Raw genomic sequence first — 16,977 nt, 5'->3', positions numbered from 1 at the left:
AAACTGCGCCCGGAAAATACCCGGTCGCATGGGAGAGACGGGCGCAGCACTAAAGCTGCGCGCAAACAGTGCTGCCGTTTCGACTGATCGACAGGACATGACTTCGCTTGAGGCGGATTTTGCTGCTGCATCCGTCACCGGCGAAGCCATGCCCTGGAGACGGCCGGGAGGCGCCGGTTTGGGTGATCGCACACATTCGTCACGTGCGGGGAAAAGAGGAGGAGAAAATCTCGTGATCAAAAAAATCGTAATCACAACCGCATTCTGCGCCCTGATGGCAAACGCTGCCCATGCCGAGAAGATCGGCGTGGCAATGTCGCTTTTCGACGACAATTATCTCACCGTATTGCGTCACAACATTCAGCGCCATGCCAAGGACCTCGGCGTCGAAGTCCAGATGGAAGATGCGCAGGGCGATATCGCCCGCCAGCAGTCGCAGATCGAAAACTTCGTGGCGGCTGGTGTTGATGGCATCATCACCATGCTGGTGGATGCGGATTCCGGCAGGGCGATGTCGAAGATCGCCGATCAGGCGGGTATTCCACTGGTCTTCGTGAACATGCTGCCGGCCAATATGGAAAAATTCCCGGAAAAGCAGGCATGGGTCGGTTCCAATGAGGAGCAGGCCGGCGAATTGCAGGCGACCGAGGTTTGCAAGCTTGCCAGTGGCAAGGGCGATGCGGTCATTCTCATGGGGCAACTCGGCACCACCGGCCAGCGCGGCCGCACCGCGGCGGCTGAACGTGTACTCAAAAGCGATGCCTGCAAGGACATCAAGGTGCTGGATGCGCAGACCGCGAACTGGATGCGCACTCCCGCCATGGACCTGATGACGAACTGGATCACATCCGGCATGAAGCCGACCATCGTGCTTGGAAACAATGATGAGATGGCGCTCGGCGCGATCCAGGCGTTGAAATCATCCGGTGTCGGCATGAAGGATGTCATCGTCGCCGGTGTTGACGCAACGCAGGATGCGCTGGCGGCGATGGAAGCGGGCGACCTTGACGTCACCGTCTATCAGTCCGCCAAGGGGCAGGGCGAAGGGTCTCTCGATACCGTCCTTAAAATCGCGCGTGGCGAAAAATTCGAGCACAAGGTCGATGTGCCCTTTGAACTCGTCACCCCCGCCAATGTTGCTCAATACAAGTCCAACAACTGATTTGTGGCCGGCGACCGGGCATTGCCTCGGTCGCCGGCACAGCAAATCACGGCCCGGCCACTGGCCGGATAAAGGACGGGTGAGATATGATTTCCACAACCACCTTAGAGGCGATCGAACGCTTCAAGCAGGCCGCCGGCCCATACCTTCTCGAAATCGAGGGGGTGCGCAAGGAATTCCCGGGTGTCGTCGCGCTGGATGATGTGCAGTTTCGGCTGCGCCCCGGTTCCGTGCACGCGCTGATGGGCGAAAATGGCGCCGGCAAGTCGACGCTCATGAAGATCATCGCCGGTATCTACAGCCCGGATGCCGGCACCGTCAGGCTGCGGGGAGAGGATGTCCGCCTCAAAAGTCCTCGGGATGCGCTGGAGCGCGGCATCGCCATGATCCATCAGGAGCTGGCGCTGATGGACTGGATGACCGTGGCGGAGAACATCTGGATCCGCCGCGAGCCGAAAAACCGTCTCGGCCTCATAGACCATGCGAAAATGCTGGCGGAGACGCAGGCGCTGTTTAACCAGCTGAAGATCAATATCGATCCGGCGGCGGAGGTCAGCACGCTGACGGTGGCGCAGCGGCAGATGGTCGAAATCGCCAAGGCCGTCAGTTACCAGTCCAGCGTGCTCATCATGGATGAGCCGACATCGGCCCTGACGGAGTCCGAGGTCGCGCATCTCTTCGATATCATCCGCGACCTGCGGTCACGCAATATCGGCATCGTCTACATCACCCACAAGATGAACGAACTGTTCGAGATCGCCGACGAGTTTTCGGTGTTCCGCGACGGGCGATATGTCGGAACCCATGCGAGCACCGATGTCACGCGGGACGACATCATCAGAATGATGGTCGGCCGCGAGATCACCAACATGTTTCCCAAGCAGGAGGCATCGATCGGCGACGTGGTTCTCGAGGTCCGCGATCTCGGCTTGTCCGGCGTTTTCCGCGGTATTTCCTTCGATCTGCATCGTGGTGAAATCCTCGGCGTGGCGGGGCTGGTGGGATCCGGCCGTTCCAACGTCGCCGAGGCGATTTTCGGGGTGGTGCCGGCGAGCGAAGGGACCATCCGCATCAACGGTGCCCCGGTCACGATCCACTCGCCGGCGGATGCGATGCGCAGGGGCATGGCGCTGCTGACGGAAGACCGCAAGGCAACCGGCTGTTTTCTGCTGCTTTCGATCCTCGAAAACATGCAGATCGCGGCCCTCCAGAATGGCCATGCGGCGATGGGTTATGTCGATGAACGCGGTTTGACGGTGCTGTGCAACGACATGAAGAAGGCGCTGCGTATCAAGACGCCCGATCTCGACGAGCGGATCGAAAACCTGTCCGGCGGCAACCAGCAGAAGGTGCTGATCGCCCGCTGGCTTCTGACAAAACCGGCAATCCTCATTCTCGACGAGCCGACGCGCGGCATCGATGTCGGCGCCAAGGCGGAAATCCATCGCCTGATTTCCAGTCTGGCGAAGGAAGGTGTCGCCGTCATCATGATCTCGTCGGAACTGCCGGAGGTTCTCGGCATGTCCGACCGGATTGTCGTGATGCATGAGGGGCATATGACCGGGATTCTCGATCGCGCCGAAGCGGACCAAGTCAAAATCATGGAACTGGCGGCCCGCTGAGGCTGCGACGGCGGCAATGCCGGGGAGGAAAAATCATGGATAGCGTACAGACCGAACCGGTCGAACGGAAAAGGCGCAAGCTGCCGCAGGAACTGAATATTCTGACCGTGCTGATCGGCGTCGCACTTGTGTTTGAGTTGCTCGGCTGGTTCGTGCAGGGGCAAAGCTTTCTCGGCAGTCCGCAGCGCCTGACGATCATGATCCTGCAGGTCTCCGTCGTCGGCATCATCGCCGTCGGGGTCACCCAGGTCATCATCACCGGCGGCATTGACCTCAGTTCGGGCTCGGTGGTGGCGATGACGGCCATGATCGCCATGAGTTTTGCGCAAAGCAGCGATTTCGCCCGGGCGATCTATCCGGCGCTCACCGATATGCCCGTGGTGGTGCCGCTGGTCGTCGGCCTCGGTCTTGGCCTGATCGCCGGCATCGTCAACGGCATGCTCATCGCGGTGACGGGAATACCGCCCTTCATCGCCACGCTTGGCATGATGGTGACCGCACGCGGCATCGCCAAGTGGTATACGAAGGGGCAGCCGATCTCCTTCCCGACGGAGAGCTTCGCGTCGATCGGCTCGGGCGCATGGCCTGTCGTCATCTTCCTGCTCGTCGCCGTCACCTTCCACATTGCCCTGCGTTATACGCGTTATGGCAAGTTCACCTATGCGATCGGCGCGAACATGCAGGCGGCCCGGGTGTCGGGCATCAATGTCCAGCTGCATCTGGTCAAGGTATATGCCATTGCCGGCCTGCTCGCGGGCCTCGCCGGCATCGTCACCGCCGCGCGTGCGGAAACGGCGCAGGCCGGCATGGGCATGATGTATGAACTCGACGCCATCGCCGCGGCGGTCATCGGCGGCACATCCCTTTCCGGCGGGCGGGGACGCATTTTCGGCACCGTTATCGGCACGGTGATCCTCGGTCTGATGATGTCGGGCTTCACATTTCTGCGTGTGGATGCTTACTATCAGGAGATCGTCAAGGGACTGATCATCGTCAGCGCGGTCGTTGCTGATGTCTACCGTCAAAAAGCCCGGCTCAGGAAGGGCTGATATCCATGCGCGCGGTGCCCCGGCAGGGGTGCCGGCGGCAATGCCGAGGAGATGCACTTGAACCTTTTCAACTCTCCTCTGGAACTGGGCGTCACCGTGCTTGCCGTCGTGCTGGTCGGGCTTTCCAAGGGCGGGCTCGGCGGCATGAGCCTGCTTGGCGTGCCGCTGATGGCGCTGGTGATGTCACCGGTCACGGCGGCGGCGATCCTGCTGCCCATTCTGGTGGTCATGGACATGGTCGGCGTGGCCGCCTGGCGCAAATGGGTCGACTGGCGGATCATGCGCCAGCTCCTGCCGGCAGCCGTTCTCGGCATCGGGCTTGGTTGGATGACCGCCGAGATCACCTCGGATGCCGTGGTGCGCCTGATTGTCGGCCTTGTCTCGGCCGTGTTCGTGCTGCGCGTCGTGCTTTCAAGGGGCGTTCTGGTGACGGTTGCGAAGGAGCGGCCGATGGCGGGACGCTTCTGGAGCCTGCTTGCGGGTTACACCAGTTTCGTCGCCCATGCCGGCGCGCCGCCGCTGCAGGTCTATTTGCTGCCGCTTCGCATGGATCCGAAGGTTTTTACCGGCACCAATGTGATGTTCTTTGCCATTACCAATGTGCTGAAGCTCGTGCCCTATGCGGCTCTTGGCGGTTTCGGCGCGCAAAATCTCGGCCGCGCCGCCCTGATGGTGCCGCTGGCTATCGTCTCCACATGGCTTGGCGCCTGGACGGTGCGCCACATGCGCGCCTCGATCTTTTATCCGCTGACCTATGTGTCCGTGGCGCTGGTGGCGGTGAAGCTGATCTGGGACGGCGTGACAGGGCTTTGAGTGTGAGTGCCTAGAGGCCGGTCACCGTCGGAATGCGCGGCGCCGTTTCGTTCTTCTGAACCCGTGCGGCAACGGCGACGGCCAGAGCCTGCGCAAGGCACATCGGCGCGGCCAGAGACCGGGAAAAGCTGTAATCATGCTCGGGGACCGAAAACAGGACCTTTGCGGATTTTGCCAGCGGCGACAGGGTACTGTCGGAAATTGCCACGGTGGGCACACCGATCTTTTCCGCCTCCTCGACGATATTCACCACTTCCGTCGCGTAAAATCGGAACGACACCGCGATCAGCACGTCACCGGTCTTCATCGTCCGCGCCATATGGGTGGCGAGGCCGCCGCCGGGATCGAGAAGGATACATTGCTTACCGAGCATGGTGAGGATGTAACGCAGCAGCTCCGCCACCGGTGCGGAGCGCAGCTGGCCGACGAGATAGACTGTACTGGCGGCCTCGATCAGATCGGCGGCGGTTCCGAGCTGTTCGGCGCTGATGCGTTCGAGCAGGTCCTGTAGCGAGGCGATATCCCTGACGACCAGATCGTGAAGGAAACCATATTCCGAACGGTCCTCGCGGCTCTGCAATTCATCGTCGAGCGCGCGCACGCGTGCCTCGAAACCCGGAGCCGCCGTGGCCAGCCGTTTCTGGAACAGCGCCTGGAGTTCCTTGAAACCCTTGTAGCCCAGCGACTGCGCAAACCGCACAAAACTGGAGGCGTGGATGTTGTGCCGCTCGGCAATGGTATTGACCGAATGCACGGCGACTTCATTGGGGTTCTGCGTCAGATAAACGGAGATCCGCTGATAGGTCTTGCTCATCTGATCATGACGATCATGGATGAGGCGGATCAGTTCTTCGTAATCTTTCGGAGGGTCGACGGGCTGCGGTTGTTGCTTCATGGCATGATCTTGCAATATTTATTGCGGTTTTCCAAGAGGCATGAAGGTCCGCAGCCCGCCGCTTAATCCGGGATTTCAGGCGTCGACATCCATCCATTGCCTTGTGGATGACGAGCGCTGGATCGTCTCGACCAGCCGCTGGATGCGCAGGCCGGCAGCGAAGCCGAAAGGCTCAGGTGCCTGTCCCGCGATCGCCCGGAGATAACCCTCGATTTCGATGGCTTTCAGGTCGTTGAAGCCGAGCTGATGGCCGGGCGCGACGCAGAAGCGGCCATAGGGCGCGTGGTCAGGAGAGGCCTCTATTTTGCGGAAGCCACGGCGGCCGGCCGGGTCAGCGGCGGAATAGAAATGCAGCTCGTTGAACCGCTCCTGTGTGAAATAAAGCGCACCCTTGTCGCCGTAGATCTCGAAATCATGCTGCATCTTGCGGCCGGTGGCGATCCAGTTGCCTTCGACCGAGCCCTGCGCGCCATTGGCGAAACGCAGGAAGGCGCGCCCCACATCGTCCACTTCCACCTTGCGTGTACCGCCCTTGCCATCCGGCCGCTCGGCAATCAGCGTCACGCAATCCCCCATCACTTCGATTATCGGACCAAGCAGGAATTCGGCGGTGGCAAGTGCGTGCGAGCCGATATCGGCAAGCGCACCGCCGCCGGCGGGATCGTGGCGGAAGGTGAAGGCGCCTGCGGCGTCGGCCATATAATCTTCGGCATGCAGACCACGATAACCGCGTATCTTGCCGAGTTCGCCTGCCGCCACCATTTCCCGCGCCAGCCGCAGCATGGGATTGCAGAGATAGTTGAAGCCCACCTGCGTTTTGACGCCACGGGCAGCCGCGGCTGCGGCCATCTCGCCGGCATCCGCAGCAAGCGGCGCCAGCGGTTTTTCGCAATAGACATGTTTGCCGGCGGCAATCGCGGCAAGCGCCATTTCCTTGTGCAGGGCGTTCGGCGCGGTGATGTCGACGAGGTCGATATCCGGATCGGCGATGATGCTGCGCCAGTCCGCTGTGGAATGGGCGAAGCCGAAATCCGCAGCTGCCCGTGCAGCCGCATCTTCGGTGATGTCGGCAACGGTGTGCAGTTCGATCCGGTAGGGGAGGTCGAAGACCTTCTGGGCAGAGGCGAAACCGAAGACATGGGCTTTGCCCATGAAGCCGGTGCCGATGAGGCCGACGCGTAGAACGGGTTTTTCAGACATGGGCAAATTCCGGATTGACGATGAGGCCGGGATCGATCGTCCCTTTCAGGTAGTTGACGGCGTTCTGGATGGATGCGATGGCCATCCTCTCCCCGCATTCCGTCGTAAGCCCGGCAATATGCGGCGACAGGACGGTATTGAACTGCGATAGCAGCGGGGAGGAGCTTTCCGGTGGCTCGTCGTCGAAGACATCAAGCCCGGCCGCACCGACATGACCCGAGGCAAGCGCTTCGCTGAGCGCCTTTTCACAAACGACACCGCCACGGGCCGTGTTTGACAGGACGACGCCGGGTTTCATCAGCGCGATTTCCGCGGCCCCGATTGCCGGGCTTGCTCCCTTGGGAATATGCACGGAAATATAGTCGGCCCAGGGCAGGCCCTCTTCCAGCGATACGGGTCTTGTCGGCCCCTCGGGCCATCCCGATTGCAGCAGGTAGGGGTCGTAGGCGCGGATATGCATGCCGAAACCCGAAGCCATTCTGGCGAGATGCCGCCCGATCCGGCCATAACCGAGGATGAGAAGGTTCTTGCCGGATATTTCCTGCTGCTCCAGCCTGTTGCGCCAGCTCCACTGTCCGGTCTCCCGGACAGCGCGGTCGGCGAGTATGGCCCGCTTTGCCGCCGCCAGCAGCAGCATCATCGCATGTTCGGCGACGGAGACGGAATTGACATCGCCGACGATGGTGAGCGCGATGTTGCGGCGGTTGAGTTCGGCAAGATCGACGCTATCGTAACCCACCCCATGGCGGGACACCACTTTCAGCCGTCCGGCCTTGGCAATGGTGGCTGCCGAAAGCGGCTGTGTGCGAATGACGATGGCATCCGCTTCCTCGATGAAGGGGGCGTAGGAGGCTTCGGAAACGTCTTCGATATAGCGGACGGAGAAGCCGAGGGCCGGCAGGTCACGCAGCATGGCCTCGCCGGAAGGATGAAGTTTTCCGGCCACGAGAAGGTTCGGCATTCAATACCCCCCTTTGCCATCGGTTTTTTTGGCGGTCTTTTCCACCAGCTTGCGCCAGGTCGCGGTCGATTCCGTCGCTGCAGCGGCCAGCAGGCGGGAATCGCCTGATACGGTGGTCATGTCGAAACCCCATTCCACTGCACGGGCCGCGTAATCCGCCGTGCCGCAATGGAGGGCGGCCTTGATGCCGTTGCGGTGGCAGGCATCGAGGATGCGTTTGATGGCGTCGATGACTTCAGGCTCCTCGCGGTCGAAGGCAGGTGTCAGTTGCCCTTTAGAAAGCGAGAAACTCAGATCAGCGGGGCCGACATAAATCCCGTCGAGGCCGGGGGTGGAGGCGATTTCTTCGAGATTGTCCATCGCCTCTGCCGTTTCGATCATCGCAAAGGCGAGGATTTCGTCATTGGCTTCCGCGGCATAATTGCCGCCTGCGGCGTAAACGGCGCGGGTGGGGCCGAAGCTGCGCTCCCCGAGCGGCGGGTAGCGCATGTAACGAACGAATTGCTCGGCCTGCGCCCGGTTGTTGATCATCGGGCAGATGATGCCATAGGCCCCGGCATCCAGAACCTTGGATATCCACGCCGGATCGAGCCAGGGCACCCGCGCCATCAGCACCTTGTCGGAAGCGCGCATTGCCTGGAACATGCCGAGTACGTCCTTGTAGTCAACCGCGCCGTGCTGGATGTCGATGGAGATGGCGTCATAATCCTGCGCCGCCATGATTTCGGCGCTGAACGGGCTGGCAATGGACAGCCAGCCATGCAGCACCGGACGTCCCTCGGCCCAGATTTCCTTCAATTTGTTTTTCCGCATGATTTTCTCCTGCAAGAATATTCGTCTTCAAAAGACGATCTGGGCGAGTTTGGTTTCGAGATAATCGCTTATCCCCTCGATACCACCCTCACGCCCCATGCCGGAATGGTTGGTGCCGCCGAAAGGCGCTTCGGATGCGGCGAGCGCGAAGCTGTTGATGCCGACCATGCCGGATTTCAGTGCCGCTACCGTTCGTCGTGCCCTGTCCGGAGAACGGGTGAATGCATAGGCGGAGAGGCCCATGTCGGAGGCGTTGGCCCGCTCCAGAACCTCGTCCTCGGTGCTGAAGCGGGTGATTGCGGCAATCGGACCGAAATTTTCTTCGGCAAAAACCTTCATCGTGTCCGTCACGCCGGTCAGCACGGTGGGCTCGAAAAAGAAACCGTGGTTCAGGTGTGAGGGGCGTTTGCCGCCATGGGCGATTTTTGCACCGGCGCGCACGGCCTCGGCGACCACCGCCTCGATGTCCTCAAGGCGACCGGTATTGATGAGCGGCCCCATTCCTGTATCGGCATCAAGCCCGTCGCCAAGCCTGATCTTCGCCGCGCGGGCCACGAAACCATCAACAAAGGCGTCGTGCAGGCTCTCGTGGACGAAGATTCGATCCGGCGTGACGCAGACCTGGCCGCAATTGGCGAATTTGGTGGGCACGGCAAGATCGAGCGCGTTGTCGAGATCCGCATCGTCATAAATGATGAGGGGCGCATTGCCGCCCAGTTCCATAGAGACCTTCTTCACGGTCTCAGCAGCGTCACGGATCATTTGCTGGCCGACCCGGGTGGAGCCGGTCAGCGACACCTTGCGCACGCGCTTGTCCGCCATGATCGGGCCATAGGTATCGGCGGTCGAACCGACAACCAGATTGACGGCGCCATCGGGAAAGCCGGCGGCCCTCAGGCAATCGACCATGACCATGGCGACACCCGGCGTCTGGGATGAGGGGCGCAGCACGACGGGGCATCCTGCGGCGAGCGCCGGGGCAAGCTTGCGGGCCGGAAGGGCGGCCGGAAAATTCCAGGCGGTGAAAGCGCCGACGATACCGACGGCTTCGCGGGTCACCTCAAATCGTCCGCCGGGCACCCGGCTGTCGACGATGCGGCCATAAATGCGGCGTGCTTCTTCGGCGAACCAGCGGAACTGGTCGCAGGAAAGCGTCCATTCACGGCCCGCCTGGGCAATCGGTTTGCCGGTCTCCTGCGAGATCATTCTCGCGCCCTCGTCGGCACGGCGCAACATTTCGTCGGCTGCCCGGTGCAGCGCTTCTGCACGCGCGAAGCCGCCCATGGCGCGCAGTTTCGGAAGGGCCGCAGCGGCCGCGTCGATCGCATCGCGGGTTTGATCGGCGCTGGCAAGCATCACCTCGCCGAGCGCGGCGCCGGTGACCGGAGAGACGACCTCTCCCGTTGCGGCACCGGCAAGCCAGTGGCCATTGATGAAAAGTCCAAAATTCGCGTACATGGTTTACCCGATCTCGCTTGTGTTGACGGTGCGCCCCTCGGCGACAGAGCGGATCGCCGCTTCGGCGAGAAGCAATGCCAGCCGGCCGTCTTCGAAGCCGACTTCCGGTGCCTTGCCCTGTTCCACCGCATCGACGAAGGCGCTGATTTCCGCTGCGAAGGCATCGGCATACCGGTCGATGAAGAAGTTCATCAGCGGTGCTGCCCGGTCGGTGCCGGTTTCGGTGTGGAGGCGCAGGTGATTGAGCGTCCGGTTTTCGGAAATCGCCATACCGGCACTTCCGAAGGCTTCCACCCGCTGATCGTAGCCATAAACCGCGCGGCGCGAATTGCTGATCGTGCATTGTTTGCCCGAAGCGGTTTTCAGCACCACGGTCACGGTGTCGTAGTCGTCGCATTTTTCCATCAGCGCCGGGTCGACCAGCCGTGAACCGGTAGCGGAGACTTGGCTGATCTCTTCACCCAGAATGAAGCGGGCCATGTCGAAATCATGGATCGTCATGTCGCGGAAAATGCCGCCCGACATTTCGATATAGGCGGCGGGAGCCATGCCGGGGTCGCGCGAGGTGATGACGACCTGATGCAGATCGCCTATCGTTCCGTTTTCGACGGCCTCACGCACGGCGCGGTGCCCGCTGTCAAAACGCCGGACGAAGCCGAGCATGATCGGTACATCGCTGCCGGCAATTTTTGTTGCACAGGCGTTGACGCGGTCGAGGGAGAGATCGATCGGCTTTTCGCAAAGCACCGGTTTTCCGGCGGCAACCGCCTTTTCCAGCAAATCCGCATGGGTGGGGGTTGAGGTGGCGATCAGCACGGCGTCGACCTCAGGCGAGGCAAAAACCGCCTCGGCCGACTCAAATCGTGTCACATCAAGCTTTTCGGCAATTTCTTTCGCCGAGGGCTCGTATACATCAAAGACACCAGCCAGTGTCGCGCGTGGATGAGCGACGATGTTTTCCGCATGCATGCGGCCGATACGGCCCACGCCAAGCACTGCAATTCTCAGCATTGAAATTTTCCTCCCGAGGTATTTGGCAATAATCATTGCAAAGTATCGAATTTGTCAATATGCATTCCAAAAACATATCAACAACCATCCGCAGGAGGAGGCGAGATGACCGCGAAGACCTTACGCCTGACCATGGCCCAGGCGCTAGTACGTTACCTGTGCAACCAGTTTACCGAGATCGACGGAGAGCGCGTTCCCCTGTTTGCAGGCGTGTTCGCCATTTTCGGGCACGGCAATGTCACATGCCTTTCCGAAGCTCTGGAGACGGTGCAGGACCAGTTGCCGACCTGGCGCGGGCAGAATGAACAATCCATGGCGCTTGCCGCAATCGGCTTTACCAAGGCAAAGCGGCGCAGGCAGATCATGGTCGCTGCGACTTCGATCGGGCCGGGGGCGTTGAACATGGTGACCGCCGCCGGCGTCGCCATGGCCAACCGGCTGCCCGTTCTCCTCATTGCAGGCGATACTTTCGCAAGCCGCCTGCCGGACCCGGTTCTGCAGCAGGTCGAGCATTTCGGCGATCCGACACTGACCGTCAATGACGCGTTCAAATCCGTGGTGCGTTACTGGGACAGGATCGTGCTGCCGGAACAATTGCTGCAATCGCTGCCGCAGGCGGTCGCCACGATGCTCGATCCGGCCGATTGCGGCCCGGCCTTTATCGGCCTTGCGCAGGATACGCAGGAAATCGCTTTCGATTATCCGGCAGTCTTTTTTGAACCGAAGGTCTGGAAAATTCCTCGGCCGCGTCCTGACCGTGACGCTGTGGCGACTGCCGCCCGGCTGCTGGCGCAGGCGAAACGTCCGCTCATCATTTCCGGCGGCGGCGTGCGTTATTCGCTGGCGGAAGAACGCCTTGCCGATTTCGCTGCAAAGCGCGGCATTCCCGTGGTCGAAACCATCGCCGGCAAGGGCGCGCTCACCCATCACCATCCGGTCCATGCCGGGCCGATCGGTATCGTCGGATCGACCTCGGCGAATGCGCTGGCCAAGGAGGCGGATGTCGTGCTGGCAATCGGTACCAGGCTTCAGGATTTCACCACGGGTTCCTGGACGGCTTTCTCCCGCGATGCGCAGTTCATTTCCGTCAACGCCGCCCGCTTCGATGCGGTGAAACACCGGGCGCTTTCCGTGGTCGGCGATGCGCTGGAGACGATCGACGAGCTTGACCACGCGCTCGGCGCCTATAAGGCCGATGCTACCCATATGCAGCGGGCCAAAATGCTATTCGCCGAATGGGACAATCTGCTCAACGAACACCAGCGCATCACCAATGCGCCGGTTCCTTCCTATGCGCAGGTGGTTGGCGTGCTGAACCGGGTTGCGCGGCCCGAAGATACGCTGATTGCGGCGGCGGGCGGAACGCCGGGTGAGGTGACCAAGGGCTGGCGGGTCAAGAACCCGAATACGTTCGATTGCGAATTCGGGTTTTCCTGCATGGGTTATGAGATCGCTGCCGGCTGGGGCTGCTCCATGGCGCAGGAAGGGCCGGGCGGTGCCGGCGGCGTTCCAATCGTCATGCTGGGTGACGGCACCTACATGATGATGAACTCCGATATTTATTCAGCCGCGCTTACCGGGCACCGGATGATCGTGGTGGTCTGCGATAATGGCGGCTATGCCGTCATCAACCGTCTGCAACAGGCCAAGGGCGTTCCGGGTTTCAACAATCTGCTGACCGATTGCCGCGTCAGGGACAGAGAAAATCCGCTGCATGTCGATTTCGTCAAACATGCGGAAGCCATGGGCGCCCATGCGCGCAGGGCCGAAAGCCTTGCCGATCTTGAAGACGCGATGATCTGGGCGCAGGGCAATGATGGCGTGACCGTCATCTCCATCGTTTCCGATGCCTGGAAATGGGTGCCGGGTGACGCCGACTGGGATGTCGGTGTTCCCTCCGTCTCCAGTTTCGAGACAGTGCGTGCCGCCCGCGCCGCGCAGGAAAACATCCGCAAGGCGCAGCGAGTGGGGGTCTGAGATGAAAGCAAGACTTGGTATCGCGCCGATCGCCTGGTGGAATGACGATCTCGCCGAGCTTTCCGATGATGTGAGCCTTCAGGAATGCCTGAGGCAGGCAAGCGAAGCCGGCTTTACCGGTATGGAGACCGGGCGCCGGTTTCCGATGGATATGGCGGAGCTTGGGCCGATCCTCGACCGTTACGGCATATCGGTATGCGGCGGCTGGTTTTCCGGCCTGCTGCTGGATGGTGACATCGAGGCGGAGAAAGACCGCATCGCGCAGCAGATGGAATTCTTCATCGCCGCCGGCGCGCCCTGCATCGTTTATGGTGAAACGGCGCGCTCCATTCAGGGCGTGCGCTCCGCACCGCTTGCCACGAAGCCCCGGCTCGACGAGGCCGGCATGGCGGCCTATGGCCGCAAGATGTCCGACTTTGCCGACTGGTGCGCGGCGAAGGGCATGCCGATTTCTTACCATCACCATATGGCGGCCGTGGTGGAGACCGAGCCGGAACTTGATCTCTTCATGAAGCACTCCTCCGTGCCCCTGCTGTTTGATGCCGGGCACATGGCCTTTGCGGGCGGCGATGTCATGCGTGTCATTGAAAACCACCATGCGCGCATTACCCATGTCCACACCAAGGATATCCGGCGTGAGGTTGTCGATGGGCTGGACAGAAGCCGGGAGAGTTTCCTCGATGCCGTCATCAAGGGCGCCTTTACCGTGCCGGGTGACGGTAGCCTGGATTTCGGGGAAATCGTCAAGGCGCTGGCGTCGAAAGGTTACGAGGGCTGGTTCGTGGTCGAGGCGGAACAGGATCCGATCAGGAACCCGCCGCTGGACATGGCCCGCAAGGGGCAAAGGGAATTGCTGCGCGTGATGGACGCCGCTGGTTATGAGGTCGTGAAATGAACCGTATTGAAGGAAAGATCGCCGTTATTACCGGCGGAACCCAGGGGCTGGGCGCGGCGGTTGCGCAGGTGTTTGCGCTGGCGGGCGCGGCCGGCATCGTCATCGTCGGGCGCGGTGTGGAAAAAGGACAGGCGGTCGCGGATACCATCACGCAGAAATCCGGCGTGCCGGTAGAGATGGTCGCGGCCGATCTCGGCGATATCGATGATGTCCGCAGCATCATTCCGGCGACGGACAAACGCTTTGGTCGGGTCGATATCCTCGTTAACGCGGCGGGCCTGACGGATCGCGGCAATATGCTCAACACGACGCCCGAGCTTTTCGACCGGATGTTTGCGGTCAATACGCGCGCGCCATTCTTTCTCATTCAGGATGCGGCAAAGGTGATGATCCGCGAGGGGATCGAGGGTCGTGTCGTTAATGTCGGATCAATGTCGGGTCTGACAGGCCAGCCGTTCCTTGCGCCCTATGCGGCGTCCAAGGGCGCGCTTGCCACCGTCACCCGCCATGCCGGCTTTTCGCTGATGCGCCATCGTATCCATGTGAACCAGCTCGATATCGGCTGGATGAATTCCGATCACGAGCGCAAGCTTGTCCTTTCCGAGACTGGCGATCCCGATTTCATCGACCGTGCAGCGGCTGCCAAGCCGTTCGGGCGCATCCTCGATCCGCTTGAAGTGGCCCGCGCCATCCTTTGGATGGCATCCGAAGACAGCGGCATGATGACGGGCGCGGTTATCCCCTTCGATCAGTCGGTCTATGGCGGTTACGACGACGCGCCGGTGCCGGCGAAAAAGCTGGAGGAATAGGATGATGCGGACCATCAAGGGGCCGGGCGTCTTTCTGGCGCAGTTCGCGGCCGATGAGGCGCCCTATAATTCGCTTGCCTCGCTGGCGGCGTGGGCCTCGGCCAAGGGCTTCAAGGGCGTGCAGATTCCCACCTGGGACACGCGCCTGATCGACATGAAACAGGCGGCGGAAAGCGATGCCTATTGTGATGATCTGAAGGGCATGCTCGGCGAGCATGGGCTGGAGATCACCGAACTCGCCTCCCACATTACCGGGCAGCTTGTGGCGGTTCACCCTGCCCATGATGCGATCATGGACAGTTTTGCGCCGGAACATGTGCGCGGCAATCCCGCAAAGCGTCGGGCATGGGCCGAGGAACAGCTGCGCTTTGCCGCCCGCGCCTCAAAGCGCCTCGGCATCGACCGCCATGTCACCTTCCCCGGGGCGCTTTTATGGCCCTACCTTTATCCCTATCCGCAATGGCCGGAAGGGCTGGTGGAGGAAGGCTTTGACGAGCTTGCGCGCCGCTGGACGCCGATCCTCGACGACTTCGACGCCCATGGCGTGGACGTCTGCTATGAAATCCATCCCAGCGAAGACCTGCATGACGGCCACAGCTGGGAGATGTTTCTCGACAAGGTCAAGGAACATCCCCGGGCGAACCTGATGTATGATCCCTCGCATCTCGTTCTGCAGGGAATGGATTATCTCGCCTTCATCGACCACTACCACGAGCGGATAAAAACCTTCCACGTCAAGGATGCCGAGTTTCGTCCAGACGGAAAATCGGGCGCCTATGGCGGTTATCAGCCCTGGTCCAAAAGGGCCGGCCGCTTCCGCAGCCCCGGCGACGGGCAGGTCGATTTTGGGGCGATCTTCACCAAGCTGACGACCTACGGCTTTGATGGCTGGGCGGTGCTGGAGTGGGAATGTTTTGTCAAGAACCCCGAGGACGGGGCGTCGGAAGGCGCGCGTTTCATCACTGACCACATCATCCGTGTTTCGGACCGCGCCTTTGACGATTTCGTCAAATCCGGTGCGAACCGCAATGCCAACCGCGCCATGCTGGGGCTGGAGGAATAATGACTAGCGAAAGACCACTTCGTCTGGGCATGATCGGCGGCGGTCAGGGAGCCTATATCGGCAATATCCACCGTCTTGCCGCACGCCTTGACGGCAAATGGGTGCTTGTGGCCGGGGCCTTCGATGTCGATCCCGAAAGGGGCCGCGCCTTCGCCCTCAATGAGGGACTCGATCCGGCCCGCAGCTATGGCAGCTATCAGGAGCTGATTACCGGCGAGGCTGCCCGCGAGGATCGTGTCGATGCGGTTGCAATCTGCACACCGAATTTCACCCACTATCCGATCGCGAAGGCGTTGATCGAGGCAGGTTTCGACGTGATCTGCGAAAAACCGCTGACCGCGACGCTGGAAGACGCCATTGCGCTGGAAAAACTGTCGCGGGAAAGCGGCCGCTTCGTTGGGGTGACCTATACCTATTCCGGCTATCCGATGGTGCACGAAGCGCGTGCGCGCGTCGCGGCGGGTGAGATCGGCGAGGTTCGCACCGTGCAGGTGGAATATCCGCTGGAATGGATGGCAACGGCCATCGAACAGCAGGGCAATGCCCAGGCGGCATGGCGCACCGACCCGAAGAAGAACGGCCGCGGCGGCTCCATCGGCGATATCGGCACCCATGCCTATCATCTGGCCGGTTTCGTAACCGGGCTGAAACTGCAGTCGCTCACCGCCGATCTCGCCACTTTCGTGGCGGGGCGGGCGCTGGATGACAACGCCCATGTGATGATGCGTTATGAGGGCGGCGCGCGGGGGCTCCTCTGGTCGTCGCAGGTGGCGCTCGGCAATTCCAACGGCGTGCGTCTGCGGGTTTTCGGCGCGACCGGTTCGCTGCAATGGTTTCAGGAACAGCCGAACGAACTCGTCTATACGCCGCTTAACGGGCGCGTGCAGACCATCAAGCGCGGCGCGGACGATCTTTCCGAAGATGCGAAGGTCCGCACCCGCACTCCGCCCGGCCATCCGGAAGGATATCTTGAAGCCTTTGCGAACCTCTATGCCGGTTTCGCGGAAGCCATCTGCGCCCGCAAGGCGGGACGCGAGCCCGGTGCGATCGGCCGCAACATTCCGCTTGCCTATGACGGGCTGAAGGGTGTCGCCTTCGTGGAGGCGGTGGTGGACAGCGCCGAAAGTGCCGATCCGCGCTGGATTACCCCGGTGGCGGTATAGGTGTGCAGCGGACTGCGCCGGAAATCGACCTTTCGGACAGGCATGCCGGTCCGGAAAGTCGTGTGAATTTCTCTGCCAAGTCCTCC

15 protein-coding genes are annotated in these 16,977 nt (G+C 61.3%); 9 read left to right on the top strand and 6 right to left on the bottom strand.

Annotated elements, in window-relative coordinates:
* Nucleotides 1-235: 235 nt before the first annotated feature.
* The 4 genes from AC5YUO_RS18080 (at nucleotide 236) to AC5YUO_RS18065 (ending at nucleotide 4,646) form a co-directional block, all read left to right on the top strand.
* Nucleotides 236-1,162, top strand: a complete 927-nt coding sequence (locus tag AC5YUO_RS18080; RefSeq protein ID WP_161991693.1) for a substrate-binding domain-containing protein — start codon at nucleotides 236-238, stop codon at nucleotides 1,160-1,162.
* Nucleotides 1,163-1,248: 86 nt separating this feature from the next.
* Nucleotides 1,249-2,784, top strand: coding sequence for a sugar ABC transporter ATP-binding protein (locus AC5YUO_RS18075; RefSeq protein ID WP_496156223.1), 1,536 nt, complete (start codon nucleotides 1,249-1,251; stop codon nucleotides 2,782-2,784).
* 35 nt (nucleotides 2,785-2,819) lie between these two features.
* Nucleotides 2,820-3,833, top strand: a complete 1,014-nt coding sequence (locus AC5YUO_RS18070) for an ABC transporter permease (protein ID WP_080819439.1) — start codon at nucleotides 2,820-2,822, stop codon at nucleotides 3,831-3,833.
* A gap of 57 nt (nucleotides 3,834-3,890) precedes the next feature.
* Nucleotides 3,891-4,646 (top strand): sulfite exporter TauE/SafE family protein, encoded by a 756-nt coding sequence (locus AC5YUO_RS18065; protein WP_237681410.1) that lies wholly within the window; start codon nucleotides 3,891-3,893, stop codon nucleotides 4,644-4,646.
* 10 nt (nucleotides 4,647-4,656) lie between these two features.
* On the opposite strand, the gene AC5YUO_RS18060 is transcribed toward AC5YUO_RS18065, so the two are convergent.
* The 6 genes from AC5YUO_RS18060 to iolG all read right to left on the bottom strand — a co-directional run bounded on the left by AC5YUO_RS18060 (nucleotide 4,657) and on the right by iolG (nucleotide 10,984).
* The gene (locus tag AC5YUO_RS18060) at nucleotides 4,657-5,541 is read right to left on the bottom strand and encodes a MurR/RpiR family transcriptional regulator (protein WP_496156222.1); all 885 of its coding nucleotides are present in this window, start codon (nucleotides 5,539-5,541) and stop codon (nucleotides 4,657-4,659) included.
* Between the two features lie 75 nt (nucleotides 5,542-5,616).
* The gene (locus AC5YUO_RS18055) at nucleotides 5,617-6,741 is read right to left on the bottom strand and encodes a Gfo/Idh/MocA family protein (protein WP_496156221.1); all 1,125 of its coding nucleotides are present in this window, start codon (nucleotides 6,739-6,741) and stop codon (nucleotides 5,617-5,619) included.
* On the bottom strand, nucleotides 6,734-7,702 hold the full coding sequence (locus tag AC5YUO_RS18050) for a hydroxyacid dehydrogenase (protein ID WP_262517875.1): 969 nt from the start codon (nucleotides 7,700-7,702) through the stop codon (nucleotides 6,734-6,736). The genes AC5YUO_RS18055 and AC5YUO_RS18050 overlap by 8 nt, the downstream gene beginning before the upstream one ends.
* Entirely contained in the window at nucleotides 7,703-8,515 is an 813-nt protein-coding gene (locus AC5YUO_RS18045; protein WP_309590609.1) for an HpcH/HpaI aldolase family protein, read from the bottom strand.
* A 27-nt stretch (nucleotides 8,516-8,542) separates the two neighbouring features.
* Complete coding sequence (locus tag AC5YUO_RS18040; protein WP_496156220.1) at nucleotides 8,543-9,973, bottom strand: NAD-dependent succinate-semialdehyde dehydrogenase; 1,431 nt, start codon at nucleotides 9,971-9,973, stop codon at nucleotides 8,543-8,545.
* 3 nt (nucleotides 9,974-9,976) lie between these two features.
* Nucleotides 9,977-10,984: an inositol 2-dehydrogenase gene (gene iolG / locus AC5YUO_RS18035; RefSeq protein WP_496156219.1), complete on the bottom strand. Its 1,008-nt coding sequence runs from the start codon at nucleotides 10,982-10,984 to the stop codon at nucleotides 9,977-9,979.
* Nucleotides 10,985-11,089: 105 nt separating this feature from the next.
* Between iolG and iolD the strand changes: the two genes are divergently transcribed.
* From iolD to AC5YUO_RS18010, 5 genes are read left to right on the top strand one after another with little or no spacing between them, the layout of a single operon-like run.
* Entirely contained in the window at nucleotides 11,090-12,961 is a 1,872-nt protein-coding gene (gene iolD, locus AC5YUO_RS18030) for a 3D-(3,5/4)-trihydroxycyclohexane-1,2-dione acylhydrolase (decyclizing) (RefSeq protein WP_496156218.1), read from the top strand.
* Nucleotide 12,962: 1 nt separating this feature from the next.
* Nucleotides 12,963-13,856 carry a myo-inosose-2 dehydratase gene (iolE, locus tag AC5YUO_RS18025; protein WP_496156217.1) on the top strand — a complete coding sequence of 298 codons (894 nt, stop codon included), beginning with the start codon at nucleotides 12,963-12,965 and terminating at the stop codon, nucleotides 13,854-13,856.
* On the top strand, nucleotides 13,853-14,665 hold the full coding sequence (locus tag AC5YUO_RS18020) for an SDR family oxidoreductase (protein WP_496156216.1): 813 nt from the start codon (nucleotides 13,853-13,855) through the stop codon (nucleotides 14,663-14,665). The genes iolE and AC5YUO_RS18020 overlap by 4 nt, the downstream gene beginning before the upstream one ends.
* 4 nt (nucleotides 14,666-14,669) lie before the next feature.
* Entirely contained in the window at nucleotides 14,670-15,728 is a 1,059-nt protein-coding gene (locus tag AC5YUO_RS18015; protein ID WP_127755894.1) for a sugar phosphate isomerase/epimerase family protein, read from the top strand.
* Nucleotides 15,728-16,891: a Gfo/Idh/MocA family protein gene (locus AC5YUO_RS18010; protein ID WP_496156215.1), complete on the top strand. Its 1,164-nt coding sequence runs from the start codon at nucleotides 15,728-15,730 to the stop codon at nucleotides 16,889-16,891. Before AC5YUO_RS18015 ends, AC5YUO_RS18010 begins: the two co-directional genes overlap by 1 nt.
* Nucleotides 16,892-16,977: the final 86 nt, after the last annotated feature.

The organism is Agrobacterium sp. LEGMi-208b, from assembly GCF_059511785.1.
Note: the sequence above shows the minus strand (reverse complement) of the source record. Positions and strands in the feature narration are given on the sequence as shown.

What these genes read in the sequence shown, in the direction of transcription:
- AC5YUO_RS18075 (WP_496156223.1), top strand. Translation starts at nt 1,249, where the DNA reads ATGATTTCCACAACCACCTTAGAGGCGATCGAACGCTTCAAGCAGGCC.
- AC5YUO_RS18070 (WP_080819439.1), top strand. Translation starts at nt 2,820, where the DNA reads ATGGATAGCGTACAGACCGAACCGGTCGAACGGAAAAGGCGCAAGCTG.
- AC5YUO_RS18060 (WP_496156222.1), bottom strand. Translation starts at nt 5,541, where the DNA reads ATGAAGCAACAACCGCAGCCCGTCGACCCTCCGAAAGATTACGAAGAA.
- AC5YUO_RS18055 (WP_496156221.1), bottom strand. Translation starts at nt 6,741, where the DNA reads ATGTCTGAAAAACCCGTTCTACGCGTCGGCCTCATCGGCACCGGCTTC.
- AC5YUO_RS18050 (WP_262517875.1), bottom strand. Translation starts at nt 7,702, where the DNA reads ATGCCGAACCTTCTCGTGGCCGGAAAACTTCATCCTTCCGGCGAGGCC.
- AC5YUO_RS18045 (WP_309590609.1), bottom strand. Translation starts at nt 8,515, where the DNA reads ATGCGGAAAAACAAATTGAAGGAAATCTGGGCCGAGGGACGTCCGGTG.
- AC5YUO_RS18040 (WP_496156220.1), bottom strand. Translation starts at nt 9,973, where the DNA reads ATGTACGCGAATTTTGGACTTTTCATCAATGGCCACTGGCTTGCCGGT.
- iolG (WP_496156219.1), bottom strand. Translation starts at nt 10,984, where the DNA reads ATGCTGAGAATTGCAGTGCTTGGCGTGGGCCGTATCGGCCGCATGCAT.
- iolD (WP_496156218.1), top strand. Translation starts at nt 11,090, where the DNA reads ATGACCGCGAAGACCTTACGCCTGACCATGGCCCAGGCGCTAGTACGT.
- iolE (WP_496156217.1), top strand. Translation starts at nt 12,963, where the DNA reads ATGAAAGCAAGACTTGGTATCGCGCCGATCGCCTGGTGGAATGACGAT.
- AC5YUO_RS18020 (WP_496156216.1), top strand. Translation starts at nt 13,853, where the DNA reads ATGAACCGTATTGAAGGAAAGATCGCCGTTATTACCGGCGGAACCCAG.
- AC5YUO_RS18015 (WP_127755894.1), top strand. Translation starts at nt 14,670, where the DNA reads ATGCGGACCATCAAGGGGCCGGGCGTCTTTCTGGCGCAGTTCGCGGCC.
- AC5YUO_RS18010 (WP_496156215.1), top strand. Translation starts at nt 15,728, where the DNA reads ATGACTAGCGAAAGACCACTTCGTCTGGGCATGATCGGCGGCGGTCAG.